The organism is Streptomyces sp. GbtcB6, assembly GCF_019091475.1.
Taxonomy (GTDB): domain Bacteria; phylum Actinomycetota; class Actinomycetes; order Streptomycetales; family Streptomycetaceae; genus Streptomyces; species Streptomyces hyaluromycini.
This window is the reverse complement of the sequence record NZ_JAGXJL010000060.1, coordinates 33,338-50,846: the sequence shown is the minus strand read 5'-3', so window position 1 is coordinate 50,846 and position 17,509 is coordinate 33,338. Positions and strand designations below refer to the sequence as shown.

Genomic DNA, 17,509 nt, shown 5'->3' with positions numbered 1-17,509 from the left:
CATCACCAACACACGCACGCCAACGAACCCGTCAGCGCGTGACATCCCAGCTCTCTACCGAACCCGGAGCGGTTCACACTGCGTCCAGCTCCTCGTCCGGACTGGGCAGGAACGATGCCTCGAAGGCGTCCGTGCGAACCCGATACCACGGCCCGTCCCAACCCCGTTCGACCGATCCGGGCGATGCGCTAACACTCATCGTGCGAGTGTCTCTGGCCTGGCCGACGACCTCAACGAAAATGCGCAACCGTGCTCTTGCTCTCGACATAGCTGGGGACATTCATCCGTACGCGCCTGGGGAGCTTAGGTCGTACGCCGACACCTCGTCGCATAAGCAATTGGGCAACGAGGTCATCGAGGGCTGGTACAACTTGCACCGACTGCACAGCAGCCTCGGCTACCGCAGCCCCGCCGAATACGAGACCGCACTCGCAGCCTGACCACCACACCGATGGTGTCCGTAAAAGCGGAACAAGCTCACGGTGTCACGACGGCGGGATGACTTGCTCGCACCAGATCACCTTGCCGTTCGTCGTCTGACGCGTGCCCCATCGCTGGGTGAGCTGGGCAACGAGCATCAGTCCCCGACCGCCCTCGTCGAAATCCCGAGCTCTGCGCATATGTGGTGCGGTGCTGTTGCCATCAGCAACTTCGCAGATCAACGTTTCGTCGCGGATGAGGCGGAGCTCAATGGGGGTACCTCCGTACCGGATGGCGTTCGTGACCAGTTCACTGACAACCAATTCGGTGACGAACCCTGCCACCTCGATGCCCCACAGAGATAGTTGGCGCATGGCTTCGGACCGCATCCCCGCAACTGCCTCAGGATCCGTGGGTACGTCCCAGACTGCGACTTGGCTACTGTTGAGACGTCGTACTCGTGCCAGCAGGAGGGCGACGTCGTCCGTGGGCCGCACTGGGAGCATTGCTTCAACTACTTGGTCACAAAGAGTGTCCAAAGACTCTGCCTGAGGCTTCAGGCAGCTTTGTAGCTCGTCCAGACCATCATCCATTGAGCGTTCACGAGACTCGATCAAGCCATCTGTGTAGAGAGCTAGCACGCTTCCTTCGGGAAGCGTGATGTTAGCAGCCTCGAAAGGGAGGCCTCCCAGGCCTAGAGGGGGACCCGCGTGGAGATCCACGAAAGTGACTTCTCCGTCTGCACTGATAAGTGCGGGCGCGAGATGTCCAGCGCTAGCAAGGCAGCAGGAGCCGTTAACAGGATCGTAGACGGCGTAAAGGCAGGTGGCACCTACGTCTCCTGGCTCTGCGGCGCTTGTGTCCGCCTCTGAGTCCGCAGTGAGTCGAATGACAAGGTCATCAAGTTGGGTTAGGAGCTCATCAGGAGCCAGGTCGACATCGGCGAGGGTTTGCACAGCGGTCCGTAGACGTCCCATGGTGGCCGAAGCATGGATACCGTGGCCGACGACGTCACCCACAACGAGTGCCACTCTGGCCCCCGAAAGGGGAATCACGTCGAACCAGTCGCCTCCCACGCCCGGTTGAGGTACTGCTGGCAGGTATCGGTAGGCGGTCTCCACCGCGGAACGCCTTGGTATACGCTGCGGTAGGAGGCTGTGTTGCAGGGTGAGGGAGGTCGTTCTCTCACGCGTAAAGCGTCGTGCGTTATCCAGGCAGACTGCGGCTCGTGAGATCAGCTCCTCGGCTAGAGCGAGATCCTCGTTCTCGAACGGCTCCGCCCTCTGGCCGCGAATGAAGATAACGACTCCCAAAGCGGTACCCCTCGCAATCACCGGCACAATCATCCAGGAGTGGAGCCCCCCCTCCTCAAGGAGGAGGCCGCGAATCGGATCCTCCTCCATCCACTTTCGGATATCGGTATCCACCACACGGTGCAGTTCCGACTTTCCCGTGGCCAGGCAACGGGCCTGTGGTGAGTTGGCCGAGTATCGATCGACGTCACCCATCCTGACTGCACCCTCTGGGATACCCGCTCTCACGGATGCGTGAGCAACCCTACGCAGCACGGTGAAGCTAGTGATGGGCCCGTGGACTGGTTCCTCACCGCTCAACAGTGCTTCCAGCAGGTCAACCCCGACAAAGTCTGCCAGCTCCGGAACCACTACTTCCGTCAGCTCCTCTCCGGTACGCTTTACATCCAACGTGCTCCCGATGTGCGTACTCGCCGTGTTCAACAGAGCCAAGCGGTGCCGGGTTCGGTACTCCTCGCTGACGTCGAGGGCCGTGGTGCACACCCCGACGACATCTCCATTGGGGGCGCGAAGCGGAGAAGCCGTGACGCGGAATATATGATCACGGTCTGGGTCTGCCGCTGTATACCCGCGGATCGTTCCCTCTATCGATTTTCCGCTCTTCAGTACCTTGCGTGCTTGAGCCCCCCATTCGCTTGCCTGAACTTCCCTGAAAGCGGCAGTCAGCCCTTGTCCAAGTCTGGCCTTATCTGGAAGGCCAGACAATTTCCTCATGGCAACGTTTTGGCGCACGCAATTCATGTTCGTATCGTAAACCGATACGGCAATTGGAGAGCTTGTGAGAACCCAGTTCGACAGTGCTTCTTCCTGCTGATTCCCCATATTGTCCGGTTGATCCTCAAGAATCAGGAGCCACAACGCCTTGGGACCCACATTCCGCGCCAGTGCATAGCATGCGAGCGGGAGTCTCAGATGTCGACCGCCTCGATGCCGCGCCAGCAACGTTCCGCGCCAATCCCGAGGAATAGGCCCCCAGGGAAGATCGATTCCGAGAACTTCACCGATATCGCGACCTACGGTCTCAGCTGCGCTGTGGCCAAGGCGTTGAACTGCCGTAGAGGTCCACATCAGCACCCGTGATCGTTCGTCCACGACGGTGAGAAGCGACCCTCGCGGTTCCGCGAGCGGGCTGCCCCCGCCCGCCGAAGGAACATGGTGCGCGCTCACCTCATCAGTGTGGCCCCGTCCCTATACATGTTCAACACAAGTACTGTCGCTATGTTCATCAGAGTGGCGTATCCAAAGACCGGCTCGGTGATTTCGCTCCGGCGCTCTTATCGGTGGTAGCAGCGCGACTTGTGGCTTGGCGGCGTCTGCGAGGGTGGGCCACCAACCCAGGTAGACACCTGTCCTGATGGGTCGGGGATGCGGCAGGAGACCATCCAGCAGGCGGCGGACCCCTGACACGGCGAGTCGGACGGGGGCTGCTCCAGGGCCCCGGCGAATGCCTGGATCGTCCGGTTTGATCATGTGATGCCGCAGAGGGTGAGGACGCGGGTGCGTTCGGTGTGGGCTCGGCGTCCGGCGGCGGTGTTGACGTAGCCGGCGAGCTTGAGCGCGCTGCGGATCAGGTCGCGGAGGGCAGCGAGTACGGCGGGCGCGTTGTGGGTCCTGACTTGGGACTTGTCCTCGTTAAAGGTGACATCCCGGCACCAGTGGACGGTGTTTTCCACGGTCCAGTGCCCGCGAGCCCAGGAGGCGATCTCGGCGGCGTTCGCTTCCTCGGCGGGCAGGTCGGCGACGGCGTAGACGGTCTCGCTGGATCATTTCTTCGCGCCGTAGAGGCGGCGTCAGCGCTGGATGCGCAGGACCTGGGCCGCGTGCGGAAAGAGCAGGCCGTCGACGGTGACGACCTGCACGAGCCGCTGCTCGTGGCGGCCGTGGCCCCGGGCGTCGTCGCGGTGGATCACGGGGATCTTCTTCCAGGGCAGGGCGTGGAGCTGACGGGCTTGTGCGCGGTGGTTGTTCTTGATGGTCAGCGGGTAGTGAGCGCCGCGTTCGTGCAGGTAGGTGGCGTGGTCGCGTTGGGCGTGGAGGGCGTCGGCGGTGACGACCGTCCCCGCGAGATCCGCGTCGTCGATTCTGTCGAGGAGAGGTGCGAACTCGGGGATTTCGTTGGTCTTCGCGCCGATCTCGCGGGAGGCGAGCGTGACACCGTCGCCGTGGCGGACGGCGGACAGGACGAAGACCCGGCTGCCGTTCGGGCGGCGGGCGCCCCGCAGGCACTTGCCGTCCACCGCGATCGCCCGCCGCCGGATTCGTACCGGATCGGCGCGGGCGGCTGCCCGGTGGGCCCGGCGCTGTTCACGCTCGGTGCCGCCGTCGGGCATCACCGGCTCCGGCCGGCGGGGCTGTGCGGACAGCAGGGGCCGAAGGTAGTCGTAGGCCGCCGCGCTGATCTCGCCGGGGTCCAGGCGTCCCAGGACGCTGCGCAGGGTCTTCTCGCTCGGCACCCGGTAGCGGCCGAGCAGCGGGTGGTAGGGCAGGCCGAAGGCGGCCAGTTCCTCCGGCGTCGCACGTCGGCACCACTCCGCCGCCGCGGTGATCGAGTCATGGCCGGACGGAGTCATCGCGCAGACCATCAGGGCCAGCAGTGAGGAGAGCCGGTAGCGCACCCCGCAAGTCCCTCTCGGGTCGGTGACCGACCCGAACTCGGCGACCAGGCCGCGGACTTGATCGTTAGCGGCCCCCTCGCCAAGGGCTTCCAGGCGGGGCACTGCTCAGGCGGGGGCAGCCACAGGGGATGATAGAGGAACGAACACGGCACCTTCATGGATCTTGAAGCGTAGAGAACTCCATGATCCACAGGTGCCGTGTTCACCTGCTTCCCGGGCCCACCACCGAGATCAACACGCCAGAACGGGATGATCCAGGCACTCGCCGGGGCCCTGGGGGCTGGTCCGTTTGTGCGGGCCTCCAACGTCGACGGGCCGGGCGGTGGGGACGGCGAAGACGTCGTGAGCAGGCCTGACCGCGGTGCCGCGCCGCTACCAACAGAGATAGGTTGCCGAAGCTGTAATCGCCTCTTCGGCCTGGAGCACTCCTGGCTGGTGCTGCAAGTGCTCGCGATGGGGGTCAGCTCATCGAGGTCGACGCCAGCGGGCGTGTAGGCGAGGTAGAGGTCGGTCTCAGCGGGGACGGACAGATTACAGCGGACCATCATGCGCTGGTGAGGATCGGCGGATCCTTGGGCTCACAGTGTCCTGGTTTGCCGGGTCTCGTCAGCTGCATCGCCGCTATCGAATGTCGCCGTGCTTTGAACCGGGTTCAGCGACCGCCGACAATCGAACGCACGCGGTGCGGTGGCGGGAGAGCCGCCTGACGAGCAGCAGGGCATCCGGCGGGCGACCCCGAGGCCGACCACCTGTGCTAGGCCTGTATCCGAAGCGACCGTGTAACCTGCGCCGTTCGATGGCGGCGAGTTAGATGGACCAAAGATTGGCCACCCACCCCTGTGCGCCGCAACGCCGCCGAGACGGGCTTCAGGCCTACCAGGAGCCAGCGACCCAAAGCCGGCGATGCAAAGACCTTGCCGCTAGTACACGAGCTAAGTATTCTAGCGTCATGGACTTGGGTATTTCGGATCGAGTGGCAGTGATCACTGCGGCCTCGCGAGGGCTCGGCAGGGCGACAGCAATGGCCCTGGCGGCCGAGGGCGTGCGCCTCGTCGTCAACGCGCGTTCAGCAGACCAGCTGAAGCAACTGCGCGACGAAGCCGGAGTGGAAGTCGAGATTGTCGCCGGGGACATGAACGACGAACGTCTGCCGGAGATGCTCGTTAATCGGGCGCTCGAGCGCTTCGGTCGGCTCGACATCGTGGTGGCCAACAACGCCGGCCCCGCACCGGCTGGAGCATTTGAAGTTACAGACCAGCAGATCCTCGATGCGCTGACAGCAAACACGCTGTCAGCGATCCGTCTGGTGCGTGCAGCACGGCCTGTCATGGTCGAACAGAACTGGGGTCGAGTCTGCTTGATCGCGTCCGGCTCAGCTCGGCAGCCCATGGACAACCTGGTGCTGTCCAACGTGGCGCGTCCTGCACTTTGGGGGTGGGCCAAGACCGCAGCGAACGAACTCACCGCGTCTGGGGTCACCCTCAATATCGTCTGCCCCGGAGCCCATACCACGGAGCGGGTGATCGAGCTCGGCCGTCAGGACCGCTCCTACATCGGCGATCCGGGCGACTTCGGCCACATTATCGCCTTTCTATGCTCTGCCTACACCTCCTACCTGACCGGGACCGCTGTCATCGTTGACGGCGGACGTGTCCAGGGGTTGTAGACCACATGTATACGACGGCGCCATTGCGACGGATGAATCGGGCAGGCGTGCAACTCCTCGGGCCGGCGTTCGTGGCCGCGGTCGCATACGTCGACCCGGGAAACTTTGCAACAAACTTCGCCGCCGGCGCGACGTACGGTTATCTATTGTGCTGGGTGGTAATCGGAGCGAACCTAATGGCGGTGCTGGTCCAGTATCTGGCAGCGAAGGCAGGCATTGCGACCGGCCGGACACTACCCCAACTGTGCCGCGACCATTTCAGGCGGCCTACCGCAAACGGATTGTGGTTGCAGGCTGAACTGGTCGCCATCGCGACTGACCTTGCTGAGGTGGTAGGTGGGGCGATTGCAATCAATCTCCTGTTTGGGGCACCTCTGCTTCTGGGGGGTACGGTAACCGGGGTGGTGTCATTCGCCCTGCTGATGTACCAGTCCCGCCATGGACAGCGGCCTTTCGAGGCTGTCATTATTGGGCTCCTTGCCGTGGTGTTGATCGGGTTCAGTGTCTCCACTTTCGAGTCGCATCCTTCCTCAGCTGAGATCGTTGATGGCCTGGCGCCGAGGCTAGACGGAACCGCTTCGCTGGTGCTGGCAGCAGGGATGCTTGGAGCAACGGTGATGCCGCACGCGATCTGGCTTCATGGAGCGCTGGTCACTGAACGCCACGGGAAAGCCATCCGTTCAACTGAGGGCAGAACTCGGATTCTGCGCGCCACACGCATCGACGTAGCTGTTGCCATGACCCTGGCCGGTGCTGTCAACCTTGCGATGGTTGTGCTGGCTGGGGCTGCGTTGAAAGGAACCGGAGCTGCCTCGTTGAGTGCTGCGCATGGTGAGATCGGCGACAAGCTAGGTCAGTTGCCTGCACTGCTGCTAGCGCTTGCGCTGCTGGCCAGCGGATTTGCCTCATCATCAGTCGGCACATCCGCTGGGTCTGTCATTCTCGATGGGTTCCTGCAACGCCACATCCCGGTGGCCGTACGCCGCCTGCTCACCCTGCTGCCAGCATTGGTGATCCTTGCGGTTGGCATCGATCCCAGCAGGGCGCTGGTCGTCTCCCAGGTTGTACTCAGCTTCGGTATTCCTTGTGCGTTGTGGCCGCTAGTTCGCTTGACCGCCTCACAACGTGTAATGGGTGACTTGGTCAACCACTGGGCGACCACTCTCATCGCGTGCATGGTTGCCATGATCATCACCGCACTCAACATCGCACTGAGTGTGCTGACTCTGCGGGGATATTGAGTCAGCCTGGTGCTGGTGAGGGACGGTCCGGACTCTTCACCGAGTAGGTGAGTAGAGGCCACGCCTCGCCGGCCCTGCGGGATAACCAGTCCTACCTGCACCCTCCACTCCACGAGGGGCAGCAGGCACGAGCGGGCCGATACCGCTGGCTGACCCACTCGATCAGGTGGACTACGCGATCTTCGCCCGGCTCGGGAGACGCCGTCGGCCTATGCTGCACGGCGTGCCTGACCTGAACGAGCAGCAGGCGGAGGAGCTGGCCGCGGCCGCCGCCACGGTACTGCCATCACAGCGCTCCGTCATTCCCGTGCTGTGCCGCATGGCTGCCGTGGATCCGGTGACCGGTCGAGCGGCCAACACGGCGCTGCTGCTGGAACTCGTGCGCGGCGACGAGGCGGACCTGCGTGCCGCCTTCGAGATCGCCGGCCGGATGCTGGCCGGCGATACCCGGCCCGACGGCCTGGTCGTCTCCGTTGGAAGTGCCGCCGACGAACCGATGATGCTGCTGGCACAAGAGGTCATCCAGATGAGCTTGTCCGGCGAGCCGGATCGCGCCTGGGAGCACCTCCGGCAGACTCACCCCGCCCGGCGGGCGGCCGTACTGTCCATCTTGATCGCCTTCCTCAACTACCACTTCGCCGGACTCGACCCGCTCGCCCTCGCCGCCGCAGAGCAGAAGCCCCGTCGCCTCGCCACTCGCCTGCCGGCCGGCCAAGGGGGACTCCGGGTCCGAACGTGATCCCCCGAGAACCTGCGGGGGCCGGAGTCAGCTTCTTCTGCCTTGGATCCCGGTGACCGAACCTTCTCGACAACGGTCTTCACCTGGTTGACAGTTCTAAGCTGAACGCGGTGATCACTGCACGGGCAGCAAGAGCGTCGGCCTCCGATCGAGGCCAGCGCCCCGCCGATCTCAACCCGTGCGTACGGCATGGAGCGGCGCCGGCCGGAAACCGGGGCGGCGCGCCTCGGGCGTCGACGGGAGTGGAGGACAGACGTGGAAGGGGTGTGCCTGGCCGAGGCGCTCCAGGTGGGGGACTACCTCACGGTCGTCAGTGACCGCATGACCCCCGAAGGCCGTCGGCCGGGAGAGGGCTACGCACGTATCGAGGGCCTGGAGCACATCGCAGGCCCCTCGTTCCTCGACCCCGACTCCACGGACATGTACACCAACATGGCCGACACCATCGTCGCCGTACGCTGCCAGGGGATGCCCGGGCCAGTGCTGCTGCGGGCGGGCGACCAGTGGGTGCTCACCGAAGTGGACCCCGAGCGTCTCGCCTGGGACGCGGAACATCTGAGCTGGCCCGCTGGCAAGCCGGTGTTCGTCGGCGGCCAGGTCCCGCAGGAAGTCCACTGGGATCGCGGCGACCTCGCCGGCCCAGCTGGCGTCGCCCCCAAGAAGGTCGGCGAGCCGCCGGCCCGCCGGGCGACCTCCTTCACCAAACCGGCCAGTACCCTGCGCACCGGCGACTACCTGCAGACCCACACACAGTTCCCCGAGGGCGACAGAGGGACCGACGAGGGGTATCACCGCGTCGAGTGGACCGGCCACCTCACCGGCGAGCGAATCGCCGGGCTGCTTGCCGACCCCGCCTGGGCGGGCTGCACCGTCACCCTGGTGAGCGTTCACGGACTGGCAGGCATGCTCGTTCTGCCGGAGACCGACGTTCGGGTCCTGGTCCAGCCCAACATCGAACGAGTCCGCAGCGACGAGAAGGAGGTCTGGCACGACGGGCCCTTCTTCGAGCTGACCGACGTCGTCGAGCCGGACCCCGGCCTCCAAGACGCACAGGACGCGGCCTACCGGCCCGCCGCTCCCGAAGACGAAGTCCGTCTGTACTCCTCCCTCTTCTCCAACCCCGAGCGCCGCACCCTCTACCTCGACGGCGTCACAGGAGTGCGCGCGGTGCCCGCCGCCGCGCTGCCCTGGCCGCACGGCCTGTTCAAGTGCAAGTACGCCGACCGTGGCAAGCAACTCGCGCAGACCTACCCCGGCGGCCGCCACGCCGACCAAACGGCCCACGCCGAACTGTTCGCCAGCCTCACCGAAGAGGAGTTCACGGCCTGCCCGTACCACCAGGCCGACTGGCAGGCCATCACCGAGGCCGTGCTGGCCCTCGCCGAGGTCGACGAGGACGAGGAACCCAACCGAGCCAGCGAGCTCTACGCCATGGACCACCTCAGCCCTCGGGACCGAGAGTGGGCCCGGCGGCTGCTCGGCGACCACATCTGGTGGGACGAAGGCTCCGACTCCCTCACCAACGGCCTAGCACCGAGTCTGTGCGATGCGGCAGGCTGCGGTCGCACAAGTACCGGTCTACGGACGCTATCTGACTGGCCAACAGCCTCCCGACGCGACGGACGCACGAGAGTATGGTCGGCTGACCGTCGAGAAGTACTGGACCGAACGCCTCGTCGACCTGTGGGGACCAGGCCCGTGGCCCAAGCGCCTCGGCCCGCTCCTCGCGCGCTACCGCATTCTGCGGCGGCCACTGCCGCGCCCGGGCCGGCGGCCGCAGTGACGTTCTCGGACAGCGGCTCGACGGGCCACGCCCACGTGCATGTTCGGTCAGCAGGCCTCGTGCAGCACCAGGGGGCTGTCCTCAGCCGGGACGGCGGCATGGACCTGTTGCTCATGCTCCACGCGGGCTGTCTCCAGGAGACGACGCCACGACGTCACGGTCGGCCGGCGACGAAGGAGCGCCCTACGCTCGCGTTCGGTCATCCCGCCCCAAACGCCATGCTCGATGCGGTTGTCCAGGGCGTAGGCCAGGCAGGGACCTGTCCCCGGGTGGTGGACACCTCTGAGCCGGGCCCCGGTAGGGGCCGGGGAGGAGGGATCTCTTATGGTGATGAAGGTCTACTCGCCCGAGCTCAAGGCGGACGCCGTCGCGCTGTACCTGTCGGACCCGAGCCACACCTTCGAGGGCATCGGCAAGGACCTGGGCATCAGCCGGGAGACGCTGCGCAACTGGGTGCGGGCCGAGCGGGCCCGCCGTGGTGAGCGCGGCACGACGAGCACCAACACGAAGGAATTCCCGGTGAGCGAGGCCACGAAGCAGGAATTGGAGGCCGAGATAGCGGCCCTGCGCGCGGAGCTGAAGACCGTGCGCAAGGAGAACCAGAAACTGGCCACCGAACGGGACATCCTGCGCAAGGCGACGAAGTTTTTCGCCACCGAGATGAACTGGTGAACCGCTTCAAGTTCATCGAGGACCACCACCACGCCTGGGGCGTGAAGCGGTTGTGTCACGTGCTGGAGGTCGCCCGCTCCAGCTTCTACAAATGGCGGGCCGGCCGTCAGGCCCGCGCCGCGCGTGAGCGGGCGGACGCCCGGCTCGCCGAGCGGATCAGGGCCGTGCACGCCGAGTGGGACGGCACCTACGGCCGGCCCCGGATCACCGCCGAGCTGCGCGACGACGGTGAGCGTGTGAACCACAAGCGCGTCGGACGGGTCATGCGCAAGTACGGCATCGCCGGGCTGCGGCTACGCAAGCGCCAGGTCACCACCGTGCCCGAACCGTCCGCCACGCCCGTGCCGGACCTGCTGCGGCGCGACTTCACCGCGAGCGCGCCGAACACCAAGTACGTCGGCGACATCACCTACCTGCCGGTTGGTGACGGCGAGTTCCTGTATCTGGCGACCGTGATCGACTGCTTCTCACGCCGGCTGGTGGGCTGGTCGATCGCCGACCACATGCGCACCTCGCTGGTCACTGACGCGCTCCGGGCAGCCGCCGCGACCCGCGGCAGCCTGGCCGGAGCCGTATTCCACAGCGATCACGGAGCGCAGTACACCTCCCGTCAATTCGCCGTCATCTGCGCCGAGTTGGGCGTGCGGCAGTCCATGGGCGCGGTCGGCACGAGCGCGGACAACGCACTCGCCGAGAGCTTCAACGCGGCCCTCAAACGCGAGACGCTCCGCGGCGCCCGCCGCTTCGACGGGGCCCGCGCCTGCCGCCTGGCCGTCTTCCGCTGGACCACCCGATACAACACCCGCCGACGGCACTCCGCGAACGGACAGCAGGCACCGATCGCCTACGAGCAGCAGTCAGCTACCCTGACACTCGCCGCATAGCGACACGAACAGGTGTCCACCCCTCCGGGACAAGGCCCATGCGGACTGCGGCGGTCAGGCGCGCGACACCGTGGACGGTGTCCATCAACAGGGCCAGCAGTCGGGCCCCGGCCGAATCTGCCATGAGGCCGGTCTCATCCTGAACGGCCTGTACAGCGCCATGAAGGAAGTCCCCGCCGGCGTCCTGCCCTGCGCCTGGCAGCTCCCAGACTCCGTGTCGGGCGGACCAGCCCAGCAGGATCCGCCCCACCGGGTCGGTGACAACGGCGCCACCGCCGAGCAGGCTGTGGGAGGAGGGCTCGCCCTTCTCCGTACAGGCGGGGTGGGTGGGGGAGGGGTCGCGCAGCACGAGGACGACGAGCCCGTCGGCGTCGTGGCGTTCGGCGGTCTGCCAGCCCTCGCCCAGCACCGCGAGTTCGTCCTCGTCCAGAGCGATGCTGCGCCGGTCTGCGGTGACGTTCGCGGTGACGGGGGTGATGACGACGAGGGCGCCACCGGGGCGCAGGCGTTCTCGCAGCCGGTTCATCACGCGCGTCCGGTCGCCGACGAAAGCCCAGGCCAGACGGATGGTGATCAGGTCGTACGCCTTGTGGGGCAGGCCCTCGGTGCCGTCGCGCTCGATGTCGTGCACCAGGTAGGTGACCGCCCGGGGCATGCGAGCGGGAGTGTGGGTCTGGGCGCGGGTGAGGGCTTCGGGGGCGAAGTCGATGGCGTCGACGGTGTAGCCGGTGTCGGCGAGGTGGCGGGCGAGTTCCCCCAGACCGCAGGCGACGTCCAGAGCGAGGCCCTGGTCGGGGGCCGGAGTGTGCTCAGCCAGCAGCTGCCGCTCGGCGTCACCGAGCGGCCGGAAGGTCTTGCCGCTCGTGTAGTGCGCGTCCCACTCATTGGGCGTGGTGAAGGCCACCGGGAAGGCTCCTTGCCTGGGATCGGGTCAGATGAAGGTGTGCATGCGCAGAGCGCGCAGCGTGCGCAGTGCGCGTTCGATGAGTTCGGGGTCGTCGTGGGCGCGGCCATAAGCGATGCCGCTCGTTGCGTCCAACGCGGCCTCACAGCACAGGCGTTGACGCTCGATGTCGGTCAGGGTGCGGCCGTAGCCGGTGAACAGTGCCTCGTACAGGTCCGGCCGGCCCTGCCAGGTGTCGGCCAGCCGGACGAAGTCGCGGACGGCAGGTCCGAGTTCACTGCGTTCGAAGTCGATCAGCCCGACCCGCACAGAAGCAGGGGCCGCGGTGTCCGTGGTGGTGATGAGAGTGTTGCGGGGCTGGAGGTCGCCCAGGGTCGGCACCCACGGCTGAATGGGCAGGGTGTCGCGCAGGGCGACCAGGGCGAACACGAGGTCCTCGTCGCCCTCGGCCAGCATGGGCCGGGCGGCGTCCAGGTGGCGGTGGAGTTTGCCGGGCCCCGGTGGCGCAGCCTGAGCGGGAGCGGCTGCCTGGTGGTACAGCGCAGTGAGTTCGCCGATCTGTCGGTAGACCTCGCATTCCACCTCAGGAGTGAGGACCTGCCCGTGCAGCGGCTGCCCCGGCAGTTCGGAGAGGACCACCACCCGCTGCGTGTCGTCGGCCGCGACGAGCCGCGGGGCACACGCGCCCAGTGCGCGGGCCCAGTTCCGCAGAGCATGTACCTCACGTCGATGGAACCGCTGGTTCTGGTGCTGCTTGACGTACCAGGCGCCGCCGCGTACCCCGGTGACCCGCCAGACCCGGCTTTCCGGCCGGGGCCATGAGCTGCCCGACCAGGCGGCGATGGGGCCGACCGCCCGCTCGACGAAATCACGCACTGCCTCCTCCGGCCCCTTTTCGCCGTCGGCCGGAAGACTGATGGCGAGGGTCAGCCGGTCGTTGGCCGGCCGGTAGGCGATCGGATCGCCGCTTTCCTGGAAGTGCACGGCGAGGGTGACCCCGGCGCGGTAGGCGTCGATACCCGCTCGGCAGTAAGCCACCATCGGCTCGGGGAGCGCATCCAGGGCGAACAAGTCCATGGCGTCACACCGGTCCGGCTCCATGATCTGCGGGGTGCCCTGCCAGCGCCGGGCCTCGAAGAAGACCCCCATGCGCGCGATGCCACCCGGCGCGCGGTGGTGGACGGTGACCGCTGGCCGTACGTCCCGACGGTCGACGAGAACACCCGTCTCTTCACGGGTCTCGCGGATGACCGCGTCGATCACATCCTCGTGAGGGCCGTCGAGTCGGCCGGACGGGGCGTGCCACATACCCGTCGCGTAGACCGGGCCCGCGCGACGGGACAACAGGACCAGCGGGCTTGGGCCGTCCTGGCGCAGGAACATGTGGACGTCGACCACCAGCGTGTACTCCGCGTTCTGCACGGTGCTGTGCGGCCCGGTCGCCGTGCGTCTTTCGCGTGGCGGGTCAGCGGCATGGTTGTCGTCGTCTTCAGATGCGGCGCGGGATGACACGTCAGGTCCAGCCCATTTCGGTGTAGAGGCGGCCGTGGCGGACGCCGTCGATCGCGGCGCGGGCGTACTCGACGGTGGGCTCCGGGAGAGCATCGACGGGCCACCAGTCCCAGCTGACGCACTTGTCGGGTCCCATGACGCGGGGCTCGCCCACCCACGCTCGGGCCCGGAAGACGAGCTGCATACGCGGCTGGGCGCCCGGCGCGTCCAGGACGTGGACAGCGTGGACGAACTCGACGTCGTCGGCCGCGATAACGAGGCCGGCTTCTTCCTGGGCTTCGCGGATCAGGCAGGCGATGGCGGACTCCTGTTCGCAGTGCCCGGCCAGGAAGTGGTGGTGCGACGGCGCGTACGGGGAGTCGGGGTGGCGCAGCCCGAGCAGGGCGTGGCCATCGCGTTCCGCATACAGGTGCACGCCGATGACGTTGGCCACGGTCCTGGTCTCTTGGGCTCGGACGCGCAGGGCGGGAAACGGGGTGCCCGGGGGCGGCTCAGTCATGGGATTCTCCACGCGGACAGATGAGGTGCGACGGGAACCGGGGCGCCGTGCTTGGGCCGGAAGCGGCGCGGCGCCGGGGTGTCAGCGGTTGGTGGACAGGGTCAGGAGTTCGGAGAAGAGGCCGCCGCCAGCGGCAAGGGCGTCGTAGGTGCCCTGTTCCGCGATCCGGCCGCTTTTCATGACGAGGATCTGGTCGGCGATCTTGCAGTTGACCAGCTGGTGGGTCACCACGATCGTGATGCAGTCACCGGCGAGAGCCTTGATCTTCTGGAGGATGGTGTGCTCGCCGCGGGCGTCCATTTCCGAGGTCGGCTCGTCCAGGATCAGCAGACCCGCCTTGCGGTACAGGGCCCTGGCGCAGGCCAGTCGCTGCCACTGGCCGCCGGACAGTTCGCTGCCGCCCCACAGTTCCCGGGCGAGCAAGGTGTCCAGTCCGGCCGGGAGGTCTTCGACGGCCTCTCTCAGGCCGACCGCGTCGATCGCCTCCCAGACGAGGGCATCACCGTCTTCGTGGGGCTGGCCGAGCGTCACGTTGTCCCGTACGGACAGCGGCCACTGCGCGAAGGACTGCGGGACCAGCCCGGACATGACCCACAGGCTTTCCGGGTCGAGACCTGCCACGTCCTTGCCGTTCCAGCTGACCTTGCCCTTGTCGGTGAGGTAGATGCCGGCGAGCAGCCGGGCCAGGGTGGACTTGCCCGATCCGTTCTCGCCGACCAGGGCGATGATCTCGCCCCTGCCCGCCCGCAGCGACACCCCGTTCAGAGCCCGCTTCTCCTTGCCCGGATACCGGTAGCCGACCTCCTCGGCCCGGACCTCCTGCACCGGAGCGGAGAGGGCCGGCTCACCTCGCTGGGGGGCGCGCTCGGCGGCGAAGGCGAGGAAGGCGTCCATGTCGGTGAGGTAGAGCGAGGTGTGGAACATGGCCGCGCCGTAGATGACGACCTGGCTGAGCGCGGCGAGGCTGGTCTGCACGGCGATGACCGCGGTCCCCGCGACCGCGGGCTCGATCCTGCCGGTGGCGGCGAGCCAGGCCAGCGCGGCCCAGGTGACGACCAGGAAGATTCCCCCGATCGCCGAACTGGTCAGGACGATCCTGAGCATGCTGGGCGCGGCGGCCAGGGTACGGGCGTCGATCCGCTCTGAGATCGACCGGTACCAGAAGCTGAGATAGCCGGTCATGGTGTTGGCGCGGATCTCGTCGGTGAACTTCACGCTGGTCGCCCAGCCTCGCAGATTGTGGCGGACGTTGCGGTCGCCCACGTTCGCGTAGTGCGTCTGATAGGTGACCTTCGCGTGCAGCACGGCGCCGACACCGGCGGGGACGACGGCGAGCAGCAGCAGGGGCAGCAGCAGCGGATGCAGAACGGTGAGCACTCCGCTCGCGGCGACCAGACGGATGAGGGCGGCGGTCAGGCGGGTGGCGTCCTGCACCATCACATGACCGCGGACCGCGCCCATCTCCGCGGCCTCCTGCCGGTCCGCGCAGCCGTCCTCGGCGCGGGCGGCAGCTTCGATGCCGCATACCGCCTCCACCAGACTGCTGTCCGCCTCCGTGGTCAGCAGCGGTGTGATCCTTCCGTCGGCGTAGGAGGACAGGGCGGTCGCCGTCTTGCCGGTCATCGCGGCCAGCGCGATCACCAGCAGAGCGGGCAGCGCCTGGTGAAGCCTGCCCGCGACCGGACCGGCGGCGAGGACCTGACGCATCGCGTGCGCGGTGCCGGTCAGCTGGACGGCAGCGCTGACCCCGACGGCCAGCTGGCAGCCGGCCAGCAGCATGACGGCGTGGCGGTCGATGGCCCACGCGATCCTCGCGGTCCGCGCGAGCACCGCGGGCAGCTTGCGGACCATCGCCGTGAACCCCGCCTCTTCGAGCGGGTTCTTGCTGTACTTGCCGGTGTACCGCAGCTGGGCGGGCAGCGGAGGCGATACCCGCCCAGCCCCTACCGCGCCCGTCGTCTTCGGCGGCGAGGAGAGATTCATCGGCGCTCTCCCCGAAGCAGCCCGGGACGGCGAATAGCCGGTGCCACGTGGTCTGCTGGAGGTGGCGTCGGCGTCATACCGCCACCTCTTCTGCCAGCCGGGCCAGCATCATGTGGGCGCTCTCGGCAGCCCGGCGGTCGCTGTGTCCGCTTCCGTCGGCGGCCAGCACGCGCACGGCATGCAGCGCGGTCAGGGCGCGCAGGGCCAGTCGCTCATCTCTCTTCAACGCGCGGCCGTAGCCGTTGAAGAAGTCGAGGCGCAGATGCGGATGGGTCGCCCAGGGGCCGCAGGCGAGACGAGCGAAGTCCACGACGGTCGGGGCGAAACCCGCTGCTTCGAAGGAGTGGACGAACAGGTGGGCTCCGGGCCCCCACATCAGACTGCGTTCGAGACTGCCGTGGACGAAGCCCAGCGGCAGTGGCCCGAGAACGCGCAGGCGGTCCGCGAGGTGCAGGACGAGTTTCTGCTCGTCCGTGGTGAGCCGGTCGCGGGCCGCGTCGAGTTGGATTCGGGCGTCATCGGCCAGGCGGGACATGGCCGTGGACGCCTCTTCCTCGTCGGCGGCCGTCGGCTTGCCGGCGCGGTGGAGCTGGGAGACCAGCGCACCACAGCGCCAGTGGATCCGCCGCAGCGCGGTGACCTTCAGGTGAAGGTCAGTAAGGGGCGTGCCGGGCAGGTCGGTGAGGAGCAGGGCCAGGTGGGACGGGGCGGTGGCCAGCAGGCATGGCGCGTTGCCCGCTCCGAGGGCGGGAACCGCGTGCCGGTAGGCGAACGTCTCCCGGGCGTAGCCCACGGGGTTTCGGGCGATCTTGATGACGAACCGGTCGCGGTCACTGCTCCGGATCACGCGCCACACCCCTCGTGCCGATGCGTCCGGCGCGGCGTCGTGTACGAGATGGAGTTTGCCCAGCCTCCTTTCGGCCCAGATGCGTACCGGTTCGGGCAGCAGGACGGATTCGGTCATGCTCCCCACCTCGGTGTCGTGCGTGATCGACCTGCGACGGCCACCGGAATGCTGCCGCCGCTGTGCACGGGGGCGCCCGGAGTCCAACGAGCAGGAACAGGAGGGAGTGGGACAGGAACGGGAACGGGATTCATGAATTTCTCCGCAAGTCGTGGGATGGCCCTTCGGGCAGGACGGTGTTGATCCCTGCAGGACACGACTGCTCTGCGGCTGTTTCAACAGCCGTACATGCGAGCCGCGTTGGGGATGACTGATGATGACCGGGACAACGACCCGGCAGCCCGACTCGAACGCGCGTGTTTGAGTCGCGTCCT

The 17,509-nt window shown here is 67.0% G+C and carries 11 protein-coding genes and 3 pseudogenes; 4 read left to right on the top strand and 10 right to left on the bottom strand.

All coding sequences use genetic code 11. The features are described from left to right. Positions 1-76: 76 nt before the first annotated feature. The 3 genes and pseudogenes from KVT45_RS57075 to KVT45_RS47200 form a co-directional block, all read right to left on the bottom strand. A pseudogene (locus tag KVT45_RS57075) lies at positions 77-268 on the bottom strand (hypothetical protein); the annotation flags it as partial. Positions 269-485: 217 nt separating this feature from the next. Then, positions 486-2,606, bottom strand: coding sequence for a SpoIIE family protein phosphatase (locus KVT45_RS47205; protein WP_308311086.1), 2,121 nt, complete (start codon positions 2,604-2,606; stop codon positions 486-488). A 593-nt stretch (positions 2,607-3,199) separates the two neighbouring features. Beyond that, positions 3,200-4,450 (bottom strand): annotated as a pseudogene (locus KVT45_RS47200) (ISAs1 family transposase). 847 nt (positions 4,451-5,297) lie between these two features. Here KVT45_RS47200 and KVT45_RS47195 point away from each other — a divergent pair. The 3 genes from KVT45_RS47195 (at position 5,298) to KVT45_RS47185 (ending at position 7,994) form a co-directional block, all read left to right on the top strand. Next, the gene (locus KVT45_RS47195; RefSeq protein ID WP_217557030.1) at positions 5,298-6,014 is read left to right on the top strand and encodes an SDR family oxidoreductase; all 717 of its coding nucleotides are present in this window, start codon (positions 5,298-5,300) and stop codon (positions 6,012-6,014) included. A gap of 5 nt (positions 6,015-6,019) precedes the next feature. Further along, positions 6,020-7,255, top strand: a complete 1,236-nt coding sequence (locus KVT45_RS47190; RefSeq protein WP_254648384.1) for an Nramp family divalent metal transporter — start codon at positions 6,020-6,022, stop codon at positions 7,253-7,255. Between the two features lie 223 nt (positions 7,256-7,478). Beyond that, complete coding sequence (locus KVT45_RS47185; protein WP_217557019.1) at positions 7,479-7,994, top strand: hypothetical protein; 516 nt, start codon at positions 7,479-7,481, stop codon at positions 7,992-7,994. 171 nt (positions 7,995-8,165) lie between these two features. Here KVT45_RS47185 and KVT45_RS47180 read toward each other — a convergent pair whose 3' ends face one another. After that, entirely contained in the window at positions 8,166-9,482 is a 1,317-nt protein-coding gene (locus KVT45_RS47180) for a hypothetical protein (protein ID WP_217557124.1), read from the bottom strand. Between the two features lie 342 nt (positions 9,483-9,824). Then, a pseudogene (locus KVT45_RS47175) lies at positions 9,825-10,031 on the bottom strand (WhiB family transcriptional regulator); the annotation flags it as partial. Positions 10,032-10,101: 70 nt separating this feature from the next. Between KVT45_RS47175 and KVT45_RS47170 the strand changes: the two are divergent. Next, a protein-coding gene (locus KVT45_RS47170) for an IS3 family transposase (protein WP_217557017.1) occupies positions 10,102-11,333 on the top strand; the annotation gives its coding sequence in 2 pieces (ribosomal slippage) (positions 10,102-10,423 and positions 10,423-11,333; 1,233 coding nt in all). On the opposite strand, the gene KVT45_RS47165 is transcribed toward KVT45_RS47170, so the two are convergent. From KVT45_RS47165 to KVT45_RS47145, 5 genes are all read right to left on the bottom strand, one after another. Then, positions 11,311-12,237, bottom strand: coding sequence for a methyltransferase domain-containing protein (locus tag KVT45_RS47165; RefSeq protein WP_217557004.1), 927 nt, complete (start codon positions 12,235-12,237; stop codon positions 11,311-11,313). The two genes, KVT45_RS47170 and KVT45_RS47165, sit on opposite strands and share 23 nt — an antisense overlap. Before the next feature lie 27 nt (positions 12,238-12,264). Then, positions 12,265-13,659 (bottom strand): phosphotransferase, encoded by a 1,395-nt coding sequence (locus tag KVT45_RS47160; protein WP_308311085.1) that lies wholly within the window; start codon positions 13,657-13,659, stop codon positions 12,265-12,267. Between the two features lie 91 nt (positions 13,660-13,750). Continuing rightward, positions 13,751-14,248 (bottom strand): NUDIX domain-containing protein, encoded by a 498-nt coding sequence (locus KVT45_RS47155; RefSeq protein WP_217556987.1) that lies wholly within the window; start codon positions 14,246-14,248, stop codon positions 13,751-13,753. Between the two features lie 81 nt (positions 14,249-14,329). Then, positions 14,330-16,231 carry an ABC transporter ATP-binding protein gene (locus KVT45_RS47150; RefSeq protein WP_217556972.1) on the bottom strand — a complete coding sequence of 634 codons (1,902 nt, stop codon included), beginning with the start codon at positions 16,229-16,231 and terminating at the stop codon, positions 14,330-14,332. Between the two features lie 73 nt (positions 16,232-16,304). After that, positions 16,305-17,195 carry a phosphotransferase gene (locus tag KVT45_RS47145; RefSeq protein WP_217556956.1) on the bottom strand — a complete coding sequence of 297 codons (891 nt, stop codon included), beginning with the start codon at positions 17,193-17,195 and terminating at the stop codon, positions 16,305-16,307. Positions 17,196-17,509 lie beyond the last annotated feature (314 nt).

Excerpts from the sequence above, each read along its gene's own strand:
- KVT45_RS47195 (WP_217557030.1), top strand. The coding sequence starts at position 5,298 with ATGGACTTGGGTATTTCGGATCGAGTGGCAGTGATCACTGCGGCCTCG.
- KVT45_RS47190 (WP_254648384.1), top strand. The coding sequence starts at position 6,020 with ATGTATACGACGGCGCCATTGCGACGGATGAATCGGGCAGGCGTGCAA.
- KVT45_RS47155 (WP_217556987.1), bottom strand. The coding sequence starts at position 14,248 with ATGACTGAGCCGCCCCCGGGCACCCCGTTTCCCGCCCTGCGCGTCCGA.
- KVT45_RS47150 (WP_217556972.1), bottom strand. The coding sequence starts at position 16,231 with ATGAATCTCTCCTCGCCGCCGAAGACGACGGGCGCGGTAGGGGCTGGG.
- KVT45_RS47145 (WP_217556956.1), bottom strand. The coding sequence starts at position 17,195 with ATGACCGAATCCGTCCTGCTGCCCGAACCGGTACGCATCTGGGCCGAA.